We start from the raw sequence: 20,534 nt of genomic DNA, 5'->3' as shown, positions 1-20,534 counted from the left end.
GCCTCTATTCCGCCGCTACTGCGGTTGCGTTGAGGGGTCTCGTCACTTTCGGAATAGACACCCTTGCTTGCGCCGCATCCGCCAGTAAAACCGCGACTTTTTCGGCCTCCGGAATACAGCGCAAAGATGGTTGCGCGTCTTTGAAGTACCAGGGGCGGACGTGTGGCCAGCATACAAGATAGCTCAGGCGGGTTTCGCCAAGAGTTTCAAGCGCAATGGTGCCGGTCCCACCTTTGCGTAGATCCAGCATTGCATTGCCCACCTGTGTGTAGGGCAGATTCAGGGTCACGGTGAGTGCCGCCCCAATGCGCAGAACGACGCGAGCGTCCGTGACGGTATACATGGCTGCACGTGCCTGCAAATAAGCCACCAGCATCAGTAGCCCACAGACGATCAGACCCAGCAAGACAAAGGGCACTGCTGACCCGATGGCCTGTCCTAATGGCAGAAGATCTACCACTGAGACGAACCGCCAGATCGTCAACAGTGCAAAATAGCCCGCAACCCATTTCAGGTTCAGAGCCTCCTTGCTCAACGCCCACCAATCTGGCCGTCCTTGCCACAGGATTTGCTCGCCCTTGGGCGGCTCGGCGGGCAGTCCTTCAATGGGCTCGATTTCAAAGTCATCGTGCCCGCTTAGGTGTTTTTTAGGCGTATGAGACATGGCGAGTATCTCCTTTGGCAGTTGCGGTACATCGCGCGGGACGCTTGAAAGCAGACCCGCACGGTTTCGTTAAAGTCTCGGTTCGGCGCGGGTGCCGGCATAAAGCTTGCCGCCGCCATAGTACCCGGAGATCTTGTCTTCTTCGAGCAGCGTCACCTGACTCGGGCTCGCAATCGCCGGGATTGTCGCGAAATGCTTGCCGTAGAGCGCATGTACGTCCACGCGGTCCGACCTAATGCGCGCAAAAGTCATTGGCATAAGGCGCGTGCCCGTACCCCACTTGCTGTCCAGTTCCATTTCCAGATAGCGCACCAGTTGTTCCGGCTCGTCGAGCCACATATCCGTGATCTTGCCGACGATTTCGCCGTCTCCTGCTACAACAGGTAAACCGCGCGGATCACGGCCCGCGGCAACATGAAACCCTTCGGTGCCCGCCATAGGGACAATTTTGGGATGTCCATGACCGTCCAATTCAGGGTGATCCTTGCGCGGTGCCCAAGAGGCAGGTCCAACCCCGTCCAACAATGGGTCGCCTGTAGGCTCCAGCGGGAAACCATTGCCTGACCCCACGCGTTTCATCGGGATATCTGCGCGTTCCGGTGTCTGACCGCTTGGCACGACCACATCGCCGCGCCCGTGAGGCAGTTTGAAGGTCTTGTCGCTGGGCAGCGGCCACATGCTTGGGTTGGACGACTTGTTGCCTTCGTCGTCTTCCATCGGGTAACCTTCGCGCATGTTTTCGCGTTGGATATAAATGACCAGAATCGCAAAAAATGCGTAGAAGAGCCAGAGCGCAAGGCTCGCCAGATCAAATTCGCCAAAGAATGTTCCAGTCATATTTTTTCCTCCTGAAACGGGGTCATGTTGGGAAATCGGCCAGGCCTATGGCGCGTGGTCGAACCTGTGGTGCGGGGGGACGGCCCGCGTTGCGGACAAGCGGGCCAAGAATGATGAGCGTGACAAAGAGCAAGCCAATCTCGACGTGATAGACAAAAGAATATCCGACGGCTGGCGATACCATGCCTTCACCCAGGGCACCCGACATGGCGACAGATCCCATCCAGTCGCGCAAGGAGCCACCAATGGCGATGGAAAGACCGGCCGCCGTTGCCTGAGCAGCCCCCCAAGCGCCCAGAGCCAGACCGCGACCGGCACTATTGGTTTCGGGCAGGGTCATGCATGCGGTCAGTGTCGATACAGCAAACAGGCCACCACCAAACCCAATCAGACCAGCACCTGCAAAGAACAGCTCTGGCGAATTAAACGGGGCCGCGAATATCACAATGGAAAACGCCCAGATTCCAGCCAGAATGCCCGCGCCTGCAAGACGGAAAGAGTTGGACCCTGCGGCAAGTCGCTTGCCTGCGAGTGCAAATCCAGCCAGTGCTCCAAGCGACCACATGGCCGTAAGAAGGGTTGTGGACGAGACGGATAAGCCCAGTATTTCTCCGCCGTATGGTTCCAAAAGCACGTCCTGCATATTGAAGGCCATCGTGCCAACGAATATACAGGCCAACAATCTACCCGCCTGTCCACCTGACATGAAATCATGCCAAGCATCCGAAAAACGTGGGCGCGGCGCAGCGCGTTCGGTGCGGCTCATCGGTTGCAGGCTTTCCTGTTTCCATAGCGCGATGAGGTTCAGCACAATGGTCACGACGGCTGTGGTCTGGACCACTTGAATGAGTTTAATCGAGGTAAAGTCACGCAGAAGAAATCCAATGATCAGCGACGAGATGCCCATCCCGACGAGGAACATGACATAGAGTAGCGCAACAACCCGTGGCCGCGTTTCGTCGGTAGCCCGATCAGAGGCCAGGGCCAGACCAGCCGTTTGGGTCATATGCATGCCCAGACCCGTCATCAGAAAAGCGAGAGCAGCGAGGACCTGGCCAGCAAAAGGCACCTTGATGTAAACATCGCCGCCCAGCACCAACAAGGCGGAGGGCATGATCGCAAGCCCACCAAACTGCCAGAGTGATCCAAACCAGATGTAGGGCACCCGTTTCCAGCCAATGGCCGAACGGTACGTATCTGAACGGAAGCCCAAAAGAGTGCGAAAAGGTGCGATCAGTACGGGCAGTGCGATCATTACAGCCACAATCACTGCCGCCACACTTAGTTCGACGATCATCACCCGGTTGAGCGTACCCAGCAGCAAGACTGCCGCCATGCCAACGGAAATCTGAAACAAAGACAGTCGCAGCAACTGACCCAACGGCAAATCGGCGCTCGCCACATCCGAAAACGGCAACGCTTGCTGCGACAGTTTTTTCAGGAGTGGAGCGAAGCTCGCCATCAGATGCGGACCTCCATCGCTTGCGAGATGTAGAAACCGGAGGACACCCGATCTACCGGGCGCACCATGCCTCGCAGGCCTTGTGACCGCGCCGCTTGCGCCAGTGGTTTATGGGCATGGGGGATCATCACGGGGCTGCGGTCGGATCGGGGAAAGAGTTTGCCAGCATACCACATTGCCATCAGCAAGCGGGTGCGCGGTGCAACCGTGAAAACGATGGTTGCCTTGGTCCGGTTTTCAAGCTTTTTCAACGCGCTACCAATGTCCGCCGCCTCGTAGTAAATCAGGCTGTCCATCGCAACGACGTGATCAAAACGGCCCAGTTCGGAGCTCAGCATATCACCAGAGGTGAAAGTGACCTGTCTTCGATACGCTGCAGGCAGCCGCAATTCGGCGATCTCTACAAGCGAGGGCGATATGTCTATTGCCAGCACCTCGGCACCTCGCGCAGCCAATTCCGCCGTCATCTGGCCCGCGCCACAGCCCGCATCCAAGACACGCTGGCCACTCAGATCATCGGGCAAACGGCTCAACATGAGCGCCCGCATCTGGTCACGACCGCGTCGCACTGTTTCGCGTATTTTGGAAACCGGCGCATCCGAGGTAAGTCGTTCCCAGGTCTGGGTCGCTGTCTTGTCAAAATAAGTCTCGACCCGCCCCAGCGTTGCATCATAACGGGGCCGCGCTTCGGGCGCTGCCTCAGCTATTCCGCTAGATGTGCTGAAAGGGGCGAAGTCTCGCATCAGTCAAATCCCAGCAATTCGAATATGTCACGGTCCGGCAGCGGGGCAGGAGCCAGCGGTTCTGTCCCGTTCCATAGCGTTTCGGCAAGACGTATGTACTCTTTGCGGACCTGTACGACCTCTTCGTCATCAGGCATTTCGAAAAGGGTTTTTTTCTTCAAGCGGGACCGGCGGATCGCGTCCAGATCAGGCATATGCGCGATACGGTTGAACCCCACGGTGCGGCAATACCGATCCACTTCGTCGGTGTCCTTGGAACGGTTGGCGACACATCCGGCCAGACGGACCTTGTAGTTGACCGATTTGGCCTGGACGGCGGCAACGATCCGATCCATCGCATAGATGCCGTCAAAATCATTGGCCGTCACAATCAACGCGCCGTCCGCGTGCTGCAATGGGGCGGCAAACCCGCCGCAAACCACATCGCCAAGTACGTCAAAGATCACCACATCTGTGTCTTCCAGCATATGGTGCTGTTTGAGAAGTTTTACGGTTTGGCCAACAACATATCCGCCGCAGCCTGTGCCCGCTGGTGGACCACCGGCTTCAACGCATTTCACTCCGTTGAAGCCCTCGAAAACGAAATCCTCGGCGCGTAGCTCTTCGGGGTGGAAATCTACCTCCTTGAGGATGTCGATCACTGTTGGCACCAGAGTGCCGGTCAGTGTGAAAGTGCTGTCGTGCTTAGGGTCACAGCCTATTTGCAGCACCCGTTTTCCGAGCATGGAAAACGCCGCAGACAAATTCGACGAAGTGGTCGATTTGCCAATGCCGCCTTTGCCGTAGACGGAAAAGACCTTGGCCCCTTCAATTTTGGCCGCATCGTCCTGATGCACTTGCACGGATCCTTCGCCATCCTGTCCGCGTAGGGAAGGGGGCGTTCTGTCCAATGGGCTCATGTCGGTGTCCTTTCAAGGGGGCGCGCAACCCCTGTGTTTGATCCTATGTCGCAGGGAGAGATCATTGTGCTGCGATCCCTTCGAGTTGGTCCTCTAGTGCGTCGGCAGCCTCTTGCAAAGCAGCCAGCGTATCAGCGTCGGGTGACCAATAGTTTCGGTCATTGGCTTCCAATAATCGGTTGGCCATGCGGCTGGAAGCTGTCGGGTTGAGATCGGCAAGGCGCTGGCGCATTTCGGCGTCCAATAAGAATGTCTCGGAGATGCGCTGGTACACCCATGGATCGACCTGGCCGGTGGTTGCAGACCAACCCAATGTATTTGTCACCGTGGCTTCGATCTGGCGCACACCTTCTGAGCCATGTTTGAGCAAACCTTCGAAAAACTTCGGGTTCAGACTGCGGGCCCGTGTTTCCAGTGCGACTTGGTCCTTCAGAGTACGTACCTTGCCCACTCCGCGTGTTTGGTCGCCGATATAGACGGCCGCATCTGACCCTTTGGCGCGTTTGACCGCACGGGCGATGCCGCCCAACGTGTCAAAATAGTGATCCACGGTAGTGACGCCGAGCTCAACGGATTCGAGATTCTGATAGGCAACATCGACCTCAGCCAAAGTCGATTGCAACAATGCCGCATGCGGTGAAGCCTTGCCATCTGTGCCATATGCGAAACTCTTGCGGGATTCGTAAGCATCAGCCAATTCATCTTCATCTCCGAAGGCTGAACTATCGACGAGGGCATTCACGTTAGAGCCATAGGCACCTTCCGCGTTCGAGAAGACGCGCAAAGCAGCCTCTTCCATGTCGCAACCTGTCTTTTCGCAATAGGCTAAAGCATGCGCGCGGATAAAGTTCTGCTCCGACGGTTCGTCTGCCTTGGCGCATTTCAGCGCCGCCTCGGCAAGCATGCGGGTTTGCAACGGCAAAAGATCGCGGAAAATACCCGAAAGCGTCATGATCACATCGATGCGGGGGCGTCCCAGGTCGGTGAGCGGGATCAGATCCGCGCCGGATATTCGACCAAAACTGTCAAATCGAGGGGTGCATCCCATCAACGCCAGTGCCTGCGCAATCGGGCCACCATCTGATTTGATATTGTCGCTGCCCCAAAGCACCAGGGCGACGGTGCGCGGCAAGCTGTCATGGGTTTGCAACAGCAATTGTGCCTGTTTGGCACCATCTTGACACGCAAAGGCCGTCGGCATTCGAAACGGATCAAATGCATGTATGTTGCGCCCGGTAGGCAGGACTTCGGCGGAACGTAACAAATCGCCGCCAGGTACAGGCGGAATGAACCGCGCCGACAGCGCCTGACAAATAGCTTCAAGCTCGGTCTCTTCTTGCAACATTTCCCCAACGCGGGCCTTTGTTGCCGCATCCGCATGGTCCATGATGTTCAAATACTCTGAGCGTGCAGCGTCGCTGAGTTTTTCGCCTATGATGTGCAGCCCTTCCGGGATCAGCGCGTCTTCGGTTTCCAGAAGCTTGAGCCAGAGCTGATCGGGCATGATCCCACCCATATCAACGGCTTCAGCCTGTTCGGCGATCAGGATTTCCAACTCCTCCCGCTCAGGTGCACCCGGCGTCAAAGCGCGCCAGCGAGTCAGGCTGTCCTTGAGATCAACCAAGCCTTTGTAAAGCCCTGACGCTGCTAGGGGTGGGGTCAGATGGGTCACGGTCACGGCCCCTGACCGGCGCTTGGCGAGGCTGGCCTCGGACGGGTTGTTCGAGGCGTAAAGATAGATGTTTGGCATCTCGCCGATCAGCATATCGGGCCAATCATCAGGACCCATTCCGGTTTGTTTGCCCGGCATGAACTCCAAAGCGCCGTGCATGCCGAAATGCAGGATCGCATCTGCTTTCAGAGTGTTGCGCAGCCATAGGTAAAAAGTGACGAAAGCATGTGTTGGTGCAAAACCCTTTTCAAACAGCAACCGCATTGGGTCACCTTCATACCCAAAGGCGGGCTGGACACCGACAAAGATATTACCAAATTCTTTGCCGAGCACAAAAACCCCGCGTCCATCGGATTGGATGCGTCCGGGAGCCGGCCCCCAAACCGCCTCAACAGCAGCCAGCGGCGGCGTGGTTTTTACAATGGTATCGGCGCTGACATGCGCCGCAACATTGGCTTCTTGGCCGTATTGAGCGGCGTTCCCTTGCAAAACGGCTGCGCGCAAATCATCGACCGTTTCCGGCACTTCGAGCGTGTAACCCTCTGCCTTCAGACGGTTCAGCGTGTTGAAAAGACTTTCAAAGACACTCAGGTAGGCGGCTGTGCCGACCGCGCCCGCATTAGGAGGAAAACCAAAGAGAACAATGCCAAGTTTTTTGTCTGCATTCTCCTTGCGCCGCAGGTTGGCGAGACGGATGGTTTTTTCAACAAGGCTGTCGATGCGCTGTATACATGGCGCCATCGCCTTGCTGTCCGACACGCACGCGCACCGGTGCGCGCAACCCTGGCAGCCATCTGCGCCATGCCGACCGGCAAATACCGTGGGGTTCGTAGCGCCATCTAGTTCGGGCAATGCCACCAGCATGGTTGTTTCAATGGGTCCCAGACCCTGCTCGGACGATGCCCATTGCGCAAGAGTTTGAAACTCCAAGGGATGCGCAGCAACGTAAGGCAAATCCAGATCTTTGAGCACCTCAATGGCCGCAGCGTTATCGTTGTACGCAGGCCCACCCACAAGCGAAAAGCCCGTTAACGACACCAGCGCATCAATATGAACGCCAGTGCTATCGCGAAAATATGCGTCGATTGCCGGGCGCCCGTCCAAGCCGCCGGCGAACCCGGCCAGAACCCGAACGCCGCGCGCTTCAAACGCACGGATCACAGCGTCGTAGTGAGCGGTGTCCGATGACAGGACATAAGAGCGCATCATAAGCAAACCGACGGTTATCTCGGCGCCTTTTGGAGCAGGTATCACGCTGGCGTCGGTTGTGATGCGACCGGGAAGGTCAGGGTGGTAGAGACCTGCATCGGGGTATTCAATCGGTGCGGCCGCGTCGACGCTCAGATCCCAGCTGGTTTTTGTAGCATAGCGGTTGAGCAAAAACCGAACCATCGCTTCGACGTTGTCGTCTGAGCCTCCTAGCCAATACTGCATGGTCAGGAACCAGGCGCGCAAATCCTGGCTCTTGCCGGGAATGAACCGCAGAATTTTCGGCAAACGGCGCAGGAGTGCCATCTTGTTGGCACCCGAAGAACTTGACGGTTTGGACGAACCGCGCAAGCGTTTCATCAGCTTCATGGTGCCCGATTGTGGTGCCATCATGTCCAGCGAGCCCATGCGGGTCAGTTTGACAATGGTGGCATCGGCGATGACACCGATCATCGCATCGCAATGGTCACGGCGGGCTTGCAGAGATGGCAAAATGCGCGCGACATGTTCTTCGAGGAACAAGAGGTTCGCAATAATGATGTCGCCTTCGGCGATGGCTTCTTGTGCTGCTTCAAAAGCACCCGGCGTTTCGCCCCACTCAGCGGCCGCATGGATCGATAAGAACAATCCGGGATAGTCTTGCGACAGATTGTCCATTGCACGCAAGGCTGGGCCCGCAGCATGGCTGTCCAACGTGAGGATGACCACACGGTAACCGGGCAAACGGCGGCCCCCTGTTATCCCGGAGTCATCGCGCATAATGGGCCTTTGCCTCATACAGCGTGTCGACACTGATTTCGGTCACGCCATTCAAGGAGGCGTAGATCTCCGTGTTTCTGCGCGCCTTGCCCCGCACAAAAAACGGTATTTTCTTGAGTTCCTTTTCAGCCGCTGCCAACCAGACGGCGGCATCTACCGGAGCAGGCGTGTCTCTGTCCACTGGGTTTTGACTCTGGTTTGCATCAACTTTGCCGGCATGGCCACCATGGTGCGACGGTCCGGCGGCATCGTTGAACTCAAAATCGTTGCGGAACATGTGCAACAGATGCTCTTCGAGTCCCATAACCAAAGGGTGCACCCAAGTGTCGAAAATGACGTTGGCCCCTTCAATCCCCATCTGCGGGGAATAACGCGCAGGGAAGTCCTGCACATGTACCGGTGCCGAAATGACCGCACAGGGAATGCCGAGGCGCTTGCCGATGTGGCGTTCCATCTGAGTACCGAGAATCATTTCCGGCTGGAGTTTTTCGATCACGCTTTCTACGTGCAGATAGTCATCGGTGATGGTCGCCTCGACCCCATATTCTTTGGCCAAAGCGCGCAGCGGGCGTGCCATTTCCCGGTTGTAGCAACCCATGCCAACCACCTCGAACCCCATTTCGTCACGGGCAATGCGCGCGGCACTGGCCACATGCGTGCCATCGCCGAAGAGGAACACCCGTTTGCCAGTCAGATAGGTGCTGTCAACGGATTTGGAGTACCACGGAAGGCGCAACCGGCTCTCATCCAGATAGGGCTTCACGCCTGTAATTTCGGCAACTTCACGGACGAAATCGCGCGTGGCGCCGACGCCGATGGGCACGGTTTTTGTATAGGGTTGCTGCAGGTCCCGCGCCAACCACCGTGCGGCCGCCTCAGCGGTTTCGGGATACATCAGAACGTTGAAATGCGCCGCGCCCATCCGTGCAATATCGGCAGGCGAGGCGGTCATTGGCGCCACCACATTCACGCTGATGCCCATGTCTGACAGCAGCGACGTGAGCTCGGTGATATCATCGCGGTGCCGAAACCCAAGAGCGGTGGGGCCGATCAGGTTGCAGCTGATTTGCGACGTTCGTTCCATCGGTTTCGCAAGCGTTCGGACAATCTGAAAGAAGGTTTCATCCGCGCCAAAGTTTTCTTTTCGTTGATAGCTGGGTAATTCCAGAGGAATCACTGGCACCGGGATGTCCATCGTTTCGGCCATGCCGCCCGGGTCATCCTGAATGAGTTCGGCGGTACACGACGCACCGACGATCAAGGCTTCGGGCTTGAACCGTTCGTAAGCATCTTCGAGTGACTTTTTGAACAGATTGGCAGTATCAGAACCCAGATCGCGCGCCTGAAAAGTGGTATAGGTGACCGGCGGACGATGATCGCGTCGCTCGATCATGGTGAATAGCAGGTCCGCGTAGGTGTCACCCTGCGGAGCGTGTAAAACGTAGTGCAGGTTTTTCATACCTGTCGCGACCCGCATGGCCCCAACATGCGGCGGGCCTTCGTATGTCCAAACCGTCAGCTTCATTGCGCGCCCTCGCGCATTTGGCTTGAAACATCTGCGTCCTCAAGTTTCAATAAATTCGCGCGTCTGATTGGGCGCGAAAAGAGACCCGCCAAGTCGCCCGCCTGTTCATAAAAATGCACAGGCGTGAATACCAGTTCGATCGCCCATTTGGTCGCCAACCCATCCGCTTCCAGCGGGTTGGCCAAACCAAGACCACAGACTGTAAGATCAGGCCGGGCGGCACGACAGCGTGCCAATTGCAAATCCACATCCTGACCTTCGGACAGTGTCGGGCCCTCGTTCAGCATGTCGAGATCGGGCCCGACGATGCTTTTGTGGATGAAAGGCGCACCAACTTCGATGGCGTTCATTCCGCATTCTCGGGTCAAAAACCGCGCCAAAGGGATTTCCAGTTGGCTGTCGGGGAAGAAAAAGATCGATTTACCGTTCAGGGTTTCCGAGGCTTGCGCGATGGCCTTGCGTGCCCGCGCCCGAGGGGCCGATGTCACACGGTCAAAGGTCTCGGCATCGACGCCAAACTCATTGGCGATGGCCTGCAACCACGCCGTTGTACCTTCCTCCCCAAAGGGGAAGGGCGCTGGCAGGTGCCGAGCGCCGCGCCGTTCAAGAGCCGCCATGGTATCGCCCAGGAATGGTTGGGTCAGCGCAAAGACCGTGTTATCCCCGACGCCAAGATCTGTATCCGAACGCGGTGCGGGCAAAACCTTGATCGGGCCGACACCCATGTCGGTCAATAGGGAAACCGCCTGTTCTTCGACGACATCCGGCAAGGCACCTACCAACATCAGTTGACGGATGTTGGTCTTTGGCAAAACTGGCACCATGGAAGCAAGGCAAGCGTCTTCACCTTGTGTGAAGGTGGTCTCAATACCAGACCCGGAAAAATTCAAGACCCGGACGGAAGGTGCATATTTTTCCGTCATGCGTTCCGCCGCGCGTGCCAGATCAAGCTTGATTACTTCGGAGGGGCAAGAGCCCACAAGAAACAGCTGTTTGATGTCTGTGCGCCGCGCCAGCAGCTGATCCACGACCTTGTCCAGCTCAGTTTGCGCATCCGCCAAACCCGCCAGATCCGTTTCCTCGAGAATCGCTGTGCCAAAGCGCGGTTCTGCAAAAATCATCACCCCAGCGGCGGATTGTAGCAAATGCGCACAAGTTCTGCTGCCGATTACAAGGAAAAATGCATCCTGCATCTTGCGGTGGAGCCAAATGATACCTGTCAGGCCGCAAAATACTTCGCGCTGCCCACGTTGTTTCAGAATCGGTGCGTTGCGGCATCCACCAGAATTTGAGAGGCGCGGCAGCTCTGTCATGCGCTGACCTCTTTTGGTCTGATATGGTCCGATTGAGCCTGCAATCTAGCGGCGCGCAGCTTTAAGAGAAATTGTGCTGCGTTGATGACGTAAGCGGCATAGGCTGCAAGCGCCAGAAACATCAACGGAACCGGTGCCAGCGCCCCAGCAAAAAGGCCCCAGAGATAGGCGGTATGCAGCGCGATTACTGCGAATGAAAACACGTCTTCCCAAAAGAAAGCCGGGGCAAAAAGGTATTGACCGAAAACGACTTTTTCCCAAATCGCACCGGTCACCATGATGAGATAAAGCACCGCCGTTTTGATAACGACCGACAGGGTCGCGGCCTCATACCCTGCACCGTTCCACAGGTACCGCAAAACAAGCGCCAAGGAGACAAGAAAAACTAGGAATTGAAGCGGCGCCAAAATGCCCTGAATAACGGTCCAGACCGACTCATCCCGCCTGATGCGTTGCTCAGCGGTATACAGACCCGCTGTATCGGTGTTGTGCGCACTTTGGCTATGCATTGAGTTGATGACCTCTCCCGTCCTCGTAGTTAAAGGTAGCTGTTTTCTGAGAAAAGTGTCAACTAAATCTTACACATTTCGCGTGCCGGATATGGGTAAAGGCGCGCGTGGCAATTTGGCGCAAAAACAACCTAAAGGTATAATAACCCATAAAAAACGATGCAATTAATGCTGATCGACGGTTGAAAACACCTACTAAAATGTCAATTTAATTTGACATTACGGCGTGCAAAGCAGAGATTTGTTGCCAGTAGCCTAATCGATGGGGTTTCGACCCTCAAACACGAACCAGCGCAAGCATGTTCGCTCAGGTGGTACAATGCCGCAGGATGATCAGTCAGGGACGCGTTGCCGTCGCCGCAATGCGCCAGCAGAAACAGGCGTTTTTGCAGCTGATGTCATTTGTGCGCTGAAAGATCTTCAGACCCTCAACCATGATGGCGCACGTCAATTTGTGCTGGATCATTTGGTACGTGCGATTCTGTTGCCCAAAGAATTTAATGTAGTAGCGCTTTGCGAAGACCTACTGAACCATCGGCTGAAACATGATGCGATAATCGATCTTTACATTCCAAGTGCTGCGCGCTGCCTTGGAGAAAGTTGGGTTCAGAACAACATTAGTTTCGCGGATGTCACCATTGGTACACTGCGGCTGCAGTCGCTGCTGGACCAAGTCGTTCAACGTTCAAAGGTAGATTTTTCCGCGCGCACTCAACAAATCCGGGCGTTGCTGGTCTTGCCAGAAGGAGAACAACACTTCCTGGGTTTGAGCGTAGTTGCAGCGCAGCTACGTAGGGTTGGATGCGAGGTCCTTGTATCCTTTGATGAGACTTTGGAAGCTTTGGAACAGCGAGTATCGACCGAACGACCTCACATCGTACTCATCTCATGTTCCCGCAGCGAAGCGCTCGAAGCCATCACACAGATCGTGCAAACCATCCGTAGTGCCACAACCTGCGACCCCATGATTGTTTTGGGGGGCGCCGTGATGATCGATACCGAAGATTTGATCGACCGGACGGGTGTGGACTTGGTGTCTGCAGACGCAAAAGACGCTATCGCTCTATGTTCAGAACGCTTGAAATCGTCGGTGCGGCAATGACAACCGGGGGCAGTAACTTTTGGAGCAGCGGTGCCGTTCCACTTATTGAGCCAGAATTTTTGGGCAGCATCATTGGCGCGGCATCTGATATTGCGCTGGTTGTATCTTCAGAAGGTGTCATACTTTCCGTCGTTCTCAATGCTCAAAGCGACTCCTTTGGTAATCTCAAGCATTGGGAAGGTCGGCCTGTTGTTGACTTTCTGACCCGCGAGTGTGTGCCGAAGTTCGAAGCAGCGCACGAGGCCTACGTCGCCGGCGAGGTGCCGCGCAAACCGCTCGAACTCAACCACAGTGACAACGCCGTTTGGCAATATCCCGTCCGGTATACTTTCCACAGGTTTGGCCAGGAAAACGCTGCTCTGCTCCTTGGGCGTGACCTGCGTCCAATCGCGGAAACTCAGCAACAGCTGGTGCAGGCTCAGATCGCATTGGAACAGGGCTACGAGGCCCGGCGCGAATTCGATGCGAGATTTCGCATCTTGCTGGCAAATTGCAAAGACGCCGTTGTTTTCATCGCCGTTAACTCTGGCCTGATTGATGATGCCAATGAGGCCGCAGCAGATCTTCTTGGGTTAAAACTTGACGCTTTGAAAGGTAGCAGTTTTGCCACGCACTTCGCAGATCGATCTACCGGCGAACTCACCGAAAGCCTACTGAATGCGACGGTTTCGGACGAAGGTGGGCGCGTGACACTGCGCTCCAGCCGTGGTCGTCGTGAACTCATCGTACATCCCGTGGTGTTCCGCGCTGGTGGACAACGTGTTTTACTATGTCGGGTAACATCGGGTACAGAAGCGTCTAAAACACCAGATGCAATGGCCTCTCAAGCATTGTCATTGTTCCGCTCAGGCAGCGATGCGATGATCTTCATGTCCGGAAAAGGTGTGATCACCGCGGTAAATGAAAGCTTTCTTGATCTCATCGGCGCCGCGCACCAATCAGACGTTGTCGGGCGCAGTTTCTCAGATTTCCTCAGTCGAGGGCAAATTGATATGGCGGTTTTGACCGACCGTTCAGAGCGCGCAGGCCATATGCGAATCTATGCAACCAAACTGGTCAACGACCTAGGCGCGCGCCTTACGGTCGAGATATCTGCGACGCATTTTGACGAGGTTGACGTTCCTGTTGTCGGGTGCGTCGTGCGTGATGTAAGCCGAGTAGAAACTGTGCGTCCACGAGCCACCCCGCAAAGTCAAATGAAGACGGATTCCTCGCGCAACGTAATGGACTTGGTAGGATCGGCCTCTTTGAAGGATATTGTGGCGGAGACCACCGATGTTGTCGAAATGATGTGCATTCAAACAGCGGTTGAACTCACCAACAACAATCGTGTGGCTGCCGCGGAGATGCTGGGACTGTCACGGCAAAGTCTCTACGTGAAACTCCGCAAATTCGGGCTGCTCAGTAAAAACAACTGACCAGCTCTTTCTTGCCAATCCGACCCTCTTGCACCGACTCATTGTGTCAGGCATAGTTGACACATGTCTGTCACTCAGATCATACAGCCGCGCCGTTTTCCCGAGCCTGCCGCCGCTCTGCGTCTCATTAAACCGATCACGTGGTTCCCGCCCATGTGGGCCTACCTGTGCGGCGTGATTTCTTCTGGCGTCGCGCCTTCGGAACACCTCGGGCTTGTTCTGCTCGGCATCCTTTTGGCAGGACCAATTGTCTGTGGTATGAGCCAAGCGGCCAACGATTGGTGTGACCGTCATGTGGACGCCATCAATGAACCCGACCGGCCGATACCTTCAGGTCGCATCCCCGGGAAATGGGGGCTTTGGATTGCATTGGTTATGTCCGCGCTATCACTCTGGGTGGGTTGGCAATTGGGTGCCTGGGGCTTCGGCGCAACAGTCATTGGCGTCCTTGCGGCTTGGGCCTATTCCGCAGAACCCCTGCGCATGAAGCGGTCAGGCTGGTGGGGTCCGGGGCTCGTTGGTTTGAGCTATGAAAGCCTGCCTTGGTTTACCGGTGCGGCTGTGCTGAGCGCGGGCGCGCCCAGTTGGCCCACGATCCTCATTGCTCTGCTGTACGGTATCGGCGCCCACGGCATCATGACCCTCAACGATTTCAAGGCGTTGGAAGGCGATCGCCAGACCGGTGTAAATTCACTACCGGTCACACTTGGCCCCGAGCGGGCAGCCAAGGTTGCCTGCGTGGTAATGACCCTACCGCAAATCGCAGTTGTCTCCTTGCTGGCACATTGGGGGCTGCTCATGCACGGCGCGGCAGTGATGGCATTGATCGTTGTCCAGCTCTGCGCGATGAAGCGTCTTTTCAAAGATCCCAAGGGGCAAGCACCTTGGTACAATGGCACGGGGGTCCTCCTGTACGTCAGCGGCATGATGGTCGCAGCCTTTGCCCTACGCAGCATGGGAGGCGCACTATGACCCTCAGCTGGTTTGCCATCGTCCGGTTGGGTTTTGTTCAAATGTGCCTTGGCGCAATTGTGGTACTTACCACTTCGACACTTAACAGGTTGATGGTGGTGGAATTGGCCTTGCCGGCTGTTTTGCCGGGCCTGCTTGTGGCACTACACTACGGCATCCAGATCACACGGCCGAACTGGGGCTTCCTATCAGATACAGGCGGCAATCGAACGCGTTGGATCACACGCGGCATGTTCGCGCTGGCGTCAGGCGCAATGCTCGCGGCCTACGCCGTTGTCGTTCTGGAAGATCATTTCGCCATGGGTCTGGCCTTGTCCGTTCTGGCATATGCTTTGATTGGGCTAGGGGTAGGGGCCTCTGGCACATCACTATTAGCTTTGCTTGCGACGGCAACAGCGCCCAGCCGTCGCGCAGCCGCAGCGACAATCACCTGGCTCATGATGATAGCAGGCATTGCAATCACGGCGGGTGTTGTTGGAGCGCAGCTTGACCCTTATTCCGCTACCCTTCTTTTGAAAATCGTAGCCATAGTCACTGGGGGCGCTTTTCTTCTGACATGCATCGCCGTTTGGGGGGTCGAAGCCCGCGTAGAAGCGGCACCAGCACAAACACCCACGCCGTTTGGCGAAGGACTGGCCGAGGTTTGGGCGGAACGCAAAGCCCGCAATTTTACCCTTTTCGTTTTCTTGTCGATGACCGCGTATTTCATGCAGGAACTAATCCTGGAGCCTTATGCTGGTCTGGTTTTTGACTTCACACCTGGGCAATCCACGTCGCTTTCCGGCGCACAAAACGGAGGCGTCTTTGTAGGCATGGTTATTGTAGGTGTGATGGCGACAGGCTTCAAACTAGGTAGTCTGCGGGCCTGGGTCATTGGAGGTTGTTTTGGATCTGCGGCGATGCTGGTATCCTTGACGCTCTTGGGGCAGGTCGGTGTGGGCGCACCTTTGATGCTCGCGGTGGTCGGGCTTGGTTTCTTCAACGGCGTCTTTGCAGTTGCAGCGATCGGCTCCATGATGGCGCTTGCGGGCCAAGGTCGCAGCGCGCGCGAAGGCACTCGAATGGGCCTCTGGGGGGCTGCGCAGGCATTGGCCGCCGGGTTCGGCGGACTTCTGGGCGCCGCATCAGTTGATATCATGCGTGCGGCGATTGCCACCAGCGACGCAACGGCTTTTGGTACGGTTTTTCTCATCGAGGCAGCGCTCTTTATCGCTGCCGCTTATATGGCGCTGCGGGTGATGGAGCGCCCCGCAGTATGCAACAGCTCTTTGGTCCCGGGAGAATGAGCATGTATGATGTCGTGGTAGTGGGAGGTGGCCCGTCAGGCGCCACGGCGGCTTTGGATTTAGTTAAGTCTGGTCACAAGGTGGCGCTGATTGATCGGGATGGTCGCATCAAACCTTGCGGCGGAGCGATTCCACCACGCCTCATGGAAGACTTCGACATCCGAGACGATCAGCTCGTCGCCAAGGTCAATACGGCGCGGATGATTTCACCCACTGGTCGGCATGTAGATATCCCGATCGAAAACGGTTTTGTCGGAATGGTAGATCGCAAGGATTTCGATCCCTTTCTGCGAGATCGCGCAGCCAAAGCCGGGGCGCACAGCTTAACAGGAACCTTTCTGCGGATCGAACGAGAAGGCAATAATCGATTTGTTCTCTACCGTGACAAAGAAAGTGGCGCGGAGCGCAAGCTCCAGACACGGTTGATCATCGGCGCGGATGGGGCACGCTCGAAAGTGGCCAGACAAGAAGTGCCGGGCGGAGACCGGATTCCATACGTTCTTGCCTATCACGAGATCATCGAAGCCCCAGCGGCAAATGGTACTTACGATCCTGCACGCTGTGATGTGATCTATGATGGGGATATTTCGCCTGATTTTTATGGCTGGATTTTCCCGCATGGCACAACCACCAGTGTTGGCATGGGCACAATTGTGACCGACGTTGATTTGAAACAAGCCACATCGGAATTGCGCGCCTCTGCTGGTTTAAGTGCGTGTAAAACCCTGCGTCGAGAAGGCGCGCCCATTCCTTTGAAACCAATGAAATTCTGGGACAATGCCAACGATGTGGTTCTTGCCGGGGATGCGGCTGGCGTTGTTGCACCTTCCTCTGGTGAAGGGATCTATTATGCCATGGTCGGCGGCCGTGTTGCAGCGACGGCGGCGGCTGCCACACTATCGACGGGCCGTATCGCCAACCTTGCGCTGGCTCGGAAGCTTTTCATGCGCGAGCACAAGCAAGTCTTCAAAGTGCTTGGCGCGATGCAAAACGCCTACTATCGAAGCGACGAGCGGCGCGAACGATTTGTGTCGCTTTGCCACGATGTGGACGTTCAGCGATTGACGTTTGAAGCCTATATGAACAAGAAGCTGGTCAAGGCCCGTCCGATGGCGCATTTGAAGATCGGCTTGAAAAACCTTGCTCATCTAACCGGGCTCGTGGCAACAACGCACGTATGACAATCATGATCCCAGCCTGGGTCGACGGCACCCTGACACCTGTTGAAAAACTCGAAGCGCATGTGAAAGGGCTTCGCCACAAGGCGGTTTCTGTTTTTGTGTTGCATGGTGACAAGGTATTGATGCAGCAACGTGCTTTGGGAAAGTACCATACCCCCGGTCTCTGGACGAATACCTGTTGCACGCACCCCAAGTGGGATGAAGCGCCCCGGGACTGCGCGATGCGCCGTCTGGATGAAGAGATTGGCGTCACCGGGGTCGTACCAGAACACCGACATCATTTGGAGTACCGGGCAGATGTAGGCAGCGGGCTGATTGAACATGAAGTCGTGGAAGTTTACGTCGCCGAGGCAGATGCAGATTTGCGTGTCACGCCAAATCCAGAGGAGGTTATGGCGGTCGAGTGGATGCAGTTTGAAGAATTGCAAAAGCAGGTCGATCAAACCCCCGAACTCTTCACCCCTTGGCTGAGGATTTATCTGCGCGATCATTGTGATGTCATTTTTGGTATGAGCGCTGTTTGATCCACGGTGTCAGCTTTCGTCTAGGTTAGAGATATCGGGTCATTTTTGCCGAAATCTTGTCTCTTAACTGTCTGGCAGGTGTCTTCGACCCGAGGTATTTTCTGGTGATTTGCGAAGGTGGCTACAAATCACGTTAACGTCTTGATCCGCCATCGACCGCATGTCCGGTTTTCGCGGGAACGCAAACCGCGCGCGACATCTGGCGTTCTCGACAGGACCTTCTGGCAGTTTGGAGGAGGTAACAGAAACAGCTTTTAGCGACGATCTCCGCAAGTAGGTAGCGCCAGCTCACGCGTTTGGCTCCACGATCGAAGGTGATTGATTTTTGCGCATAGTAGGCAGGTCTTTGATCGCCTTAACGATCTTGTCTACGTCTCTTCGAAGTTCGTTTGTGAACAAGAAACGCCCATGCCGCTTGCTGTGTTCAAGCAATACTATTGTTTTCCAACAGCAGACGCAGCTGGAAGTAGCGCGCACCTTGTCATGGCAATGTTGCAACCAAGTAGAAATGTCACTGGTTGTGCAAAGTAGAAATGTCACCACAGGGCGTCACGGGAGCAAGGCTTAGCAGCCCGGAGACCTCAAATATCGCAGGGCTGACAAGCCTTGCGGGACTCAAGCCAGACCAAGGTATCTTTGCGCTGTTGTGTTTTACAAACCGATGAGTTCGACGCAGTTCAGCTCATAGAACAAATAGGCCCACGAAAGCGCCAAGCAGACGCCGACAACGCCAGACCCGATCGCTAGAACTGTTCGTTTGAAGTGGCGCAGAATGAGAAACATTGCCAAGGCTATCAGTGCGATCAGCCAGCTTTCCCAGTCCAAAAATGTGGCTCGCACGCACTGCTCGTAGGTCATTCTTTGTTGGCTCCAGTTCGCCTCATTGTAGCAGTTCGTTCAGCGCGCTTGCGTTCATAATACGCTTCCATCTTTGAAGGTCGACCCGGAGGACGACGGCCTGTCTTCTTGTAGCCGTTCTTGGCGCTGACCGGTTTGACCTTTGGCGGTGGCGTGGCCTTCTCCTGTTCCTCTTTGATGTGAGCGAGAACCGCGCTGAGATGTTTGTTCTCGGTGATTGCGGCATGGGTCACGCGCTGTTGGTGTGGATCGAAGATGCTGCAGGGCAGGGCGACGCCTTTGGCACGGACTTGGATGCGTCCGTCCGGCATCTCATAGACATCGACGTATTTGCCGACCAGACCGCGCGTCAGATCGTTGACCTCAAGTCGGATGCGCTTGCGGTCGTACTTCAGCGTCAAATCCTTAGTGACATAACGCTTGTCGCGCAGGCAGAAGACCTCGGCCAGCCGATCCGGCTCGATGTTCAAGGCACGGTGCAGGTTGTCTGGTTTGGCCGGAGCCTTTGCAAACTTGGCATTATAGCGCTCCATGAAGCCCCCTAGGAACGCGTTGCCGTCTTCCATGTTGGAGATGCCCGCGATGCGCAGCTCTTTAACCAGCCGATCCTGCAGCGTGCGGTTCGCGCGTTCGACGCGGCCATTGGCTTGGGAAGAGTTGGCACAGATGATCTCGATGTTCAGCTCGGCCAGGGCGCGCCCAAACTGGGTCATGCCTGTCATGTTTTCGTTCGGCTTTGGAACGCGGAAGACGGTGTGCTTATCGCTGTAGAACGCGACCGGGCGACCATGCTTCAACAGATAACTTTCCAAAGCTTCAAAGTAGCTGAAGGTGCTTTCCGACTTTACAAACCGCAGTGCCATCAATGTGCTTGTCGCGTCATCGATGAAGACGAGCAGGGTGCAGGGATCGCCTCGATCTTCGAACCATCTGTGGTCTGACCCGTCGATTTGGATCAACTCGCCAAAGCATTCCCGGCGCAAGCGCGGCTGATGGAATGTCCGGCGCTGTTTGCGTGATAACCAGATGCCATCTTCCTGCATCCACTTACGAACCGTCTCGCGCGAAACTTTGAACCCGTGATGTTCGGCAAGCATCTCCGTCGCCAAGGTCGGACCGAAATCCGCATAGCTTTCCTTGATGATGCTGAGCGCATAGTCGCGCTTAGCATGATGGATGCGATTGTTTGGCGGCTTGCCACGCGCTTTGTGCCTGATCGCCGACGCACCATCCTGCCGAAACCGCTTCAACAGCCGGAAAACCTGCCGCCGTGTCAGTGCCAACATGTTGGCCGCGTTGTCGACACTCAGCCGCCCGTCATCAACCTGCGCCAGAACCTCCACGCGGTTCCACTCGCGCTCGCTCATAACCACCCATCCCATGTCTGCTCATCCTCAATGATTTTTGAGGGCAGAGTGACATTCCTGAATTGCTCATGGGTGACATTTTAGCTTTGCTGCTGGCTTCTCAAGGGTCGTTGCGACAGTTTCCGCTATCTCAGTTTCATCAGTTCTTCCCTGAATGCTTCTGTCGGTGTGCGCCAGCCAAGGCACTTCCTGGGTGTGCTATTCAAGCGGTCACAAATCGACTTCATATCTCGA

17 protein-coding genes and 1 pseudogene are annotated in these 20,534 nt (G+C 55.9%); 6 read left to right on the top strand and 12 right to left on the bottom strand.

Annotated features, from left to right (window positions below; genetic code table 11):
* Window positions 1-4: 4 nt before the first annotated feature.
* The 9 genes from puhB to bchF form a co-directional block, all read right to left on the bottom strand.
* On the bottom strand, window positions 5-664 hold the full coding sequence (puhB, locus tag AB8B75_RS20845; protein WP_405364946.1) for a photosynthetic complex putative assembly protein PuhB: 660 nt from the start codon (window positions 662-664) through the stop codon (window positions 5-7).
* Between the two features lie 69 nt (window positions 665-733).
* Window positions 734-1,501, bottom strand: a complete 768-nt coding sequence (gene puhA, locus AB8B75_RS20840) for a photosynthetic reaction center subunit H (RefSeq protein WP_405364945.1) — start codon at window positions 1,499-1,501, stop codon at window positions 734-736.
* Window positions 1,502-1,523: 22 nt separating this feature from the next.
* Window positions 1,524-2,963 carry an MFS transporter gene (locus AB8B75_RS20835; RefSeq protein WP_405364943.1) on the bottom strand — a complete coding sequence of 480 codons (1,440 nt, stop codon included), beginning with the start codon at window positions 2,961-2,963 and terminating at the stop codon, window positions 1,524-1,526.
* Window positions 2,963-3,706, bottom strand: a complete 744-nt coding sequence (bchM, locus tag AB8B75_RS20830) for a magnesium protoporphyrin IX methyltransferase (protein WP_405364941.1) — start codon at window positions 3,704-3,706, stop codon at window positions 2,963-2,965. Before bchM ends, AB8B75_RS20835 begins: the two co-directional genes overlap by 1 nt.
* On the bottom strand, window positions 3,706-4,605 hold the full coding sequence (gene bchL / locus AB8B75_RS20825; RefSeq protein ID WP_405364939.1) for a ferredoxin:protochlorophyllide reductase (ATP-dependent) iron-sulfur ATP-binding protein: 900 nt from the start codon (window positions 4,603-4,605) through the stop codon (window positions 3,706-3,708). Before bchL ends, bchM begins: the two co-directional genes overlap by 1 nt.
* A 61-nt stretch (window positions 4,606-4,666) precedes the next feature.
* The gene (locus tag AB8B75_RS20820; protein WP_405364937.1) at window positions 4,667-8,245 is read right to left on the bottom strand and encodes a magnesium chelatase subunit H; all 3,579 of its coding nucleotides are present in this window, start codon (window positions 8,243-8,245) and stop codon (window positions 4,667-4,669) included.
* Window positions 8,235-9,770 carry a ferredoxin:protochlorophyllide reductase (ATP-dependent) subunit B gene (gene bchB / locus AB8B75_RS20815; protein ID WP_405364935.1) on the bottom strand — a complete coding sequence of 512 codons (1,536 nt, stop codon included), beginning with the start codon at window positions 9,768-9,770 and terminating at the stop codon, window positions 8,235-8,237. The genes AB8B75_RS20820 and bchB overlap by 11 nt, the downstream gene beginning before the upstream one ends.
* Complete coding sequence (locus tag AB8B75_RS20810; RefSeq protein WP_405364933.1) at window positions 9,767-11,083, bottom strand: ferredoxin:protochlorophyllide reductase (ATP-dependent) subunit N; 1,317 nt, start codon at window positions 11,081-11,083, stop codon at window positions 9,767-9,769. Before AB8B75_RS20810 ends, bchB begins: the two co-directional genes overlap by 4 nt.
* Complete coding sequence (gene bchF, locus AB8B75_RS20805; protein ID WP_405364931.1) at window positions 11,080-11,592, bottom strand: 2-vinyl bacteriochlorophyllide hydratase; 513 nt, start codon at window positions 11,590-11,592, stop codon at window positions 11,080-11,082. The genes AB8B75_RS20810 and bchF overlap by 4 nt, the downstream gene beginning before the upstream one ends.
* A 319-nt stretch (window positions 11,593-11,911) precedes the next feature.
* Here bchF and AB8B75_RS20800 point away from each other — a divergent pair, with 319 nt between their 5' ends.
* The 6 genes from AB8B75_RS20800 (at window position 11,912) to idi (ending at window position 18,075) form a co-directional block, all read left to right on the top strand.
* Window positions 11,912-12,694 (top strand): B12-binding domain-containing protein, encoded by a 783-nt coding sequence (locus tag AB8B75_RS20800; RefSeq protein WP_405364929.1) that lies wholly within the window; start codon window positions 11,912-11,914, stop codon window positions 12,692-12,694.
* The gene (gene ppsR, locus AB8B75_RS20795; RefSeq protein ID WP_405364927.1) at window positions 12,658-14,112 is read left to right on the top strand and encodes a transcriptional regulator PpsR; all 1,455 of its coding nucleotides are present in this window, start codon (window positions 12,658-12,660) and stop codon (window positions 14,110-14,112) included. The genes AB8B75_RS20800 and ppsR overlap by 37 nt, the downstream gene beginning before the upstream one ends.
* 63 nt (window positions 14,113-14,175) lie before the next feature.
* Window positions 14,176-15,084, top strand: coding sequence for a chlorophyll synthase ChlG (chlG, locus tag AB8B75_RS20790; RefSeq protein ID WP_405364925.1), 909 nt, complete (start codon window positions 14,176-14,178; stop codon window positions 15,082-15,084).
* Window positions 15,081-16,370, top strand: coding sequence for a BCD family MFS transporter (locus AB8B75_RS20785; RefSeq protein ID WP_405364923.1), 1,290 nt, complete (start codon window positions 15,081-15,083; stop codon window positions 16,368-16,370). The genes chlG and AB8B75_RS20785 overlap by 4 nt, the downstream gene beginning before the upstream one ends.
* A gap of 2 nt (window positions 16,371-16,372) precedes the next feature.
* On the top strand, window positions 16,373-17,551 hold the full coding sequence (locus tag AB8B75_RS20780; RefSeq protein WP_405364921.1) for a geranylgeranyl diphosphate reductase: 1,179 nt from the start codon (window positions 16,373-16,375) through the stop codon (window positions 17,549-17,551).
* On the top strand, window positions 17,548-18,075 hold the full coding sequence (gene idi / locus AB8B75_RS20775) for an isopentenyl-diphosphate Delta-isomerase (RefSeq protein ID WP_405364919.1): 528 nt from the start codon (window positions 17,548-17,550) through the stop codon (window positions 18,073-18,075). The genes AB8B75_RS20780 and idi overlap by 4 nt, the downstream gene beginning before the upstream one ends.
* Window positions 18,076-18,726: 651 nt before the next feature.
* Here the strand turns inward: idi and AB8B75_RS20770 are convergent.
* The 3 genes and pseudogenes from AB8B75_RS20770 to AB8B75_RS20760 all read right to left on the bottom strand — a co-directional run.
* A complete protein-coding gene (locus AB8B75_RS20770) occupies window positions 18,727-18,933 on the bottom strand; it encodes a hypothetical protein (RefSeq protein WP_405364917.1) in 207 nt (68 codons plus the stop codon).
* A complete protein-coding gene (locus AB8B75_RS20765; RefSeq protein WP_405364916.1) occupies window positions 18,930-20,315 on the bottom strand; it encodes an ISNCY family transposase in 1,386 nt (461 codons plus the stop codon). Before AB8B75_RS20765 ends, AB8B75_RS20770 begins: the two co-directional genes overlap by 4 nt.
* Before the next feature lie 110 nt (window positions 20,316-20,425).
* Window positions 20,426-20,534 (bottom strand): annotated as a pseudogene (locus AB8B75_RS20760) (IS30 family transposase); the annotation flags it as partial.

This window comes from Roseobacter sp., assembly GCF_045106495.1.
Lineage (GTDB): Bacteria > Pseudomonadota > Alphaproteobacteria > Rhodobacterales > Rhodobacteraceae > Roseobacter.
Note: the sequence above shows the minus strand (reverse complement) of the source record. Positions and strands in the feature narration are given on the sequence as shown.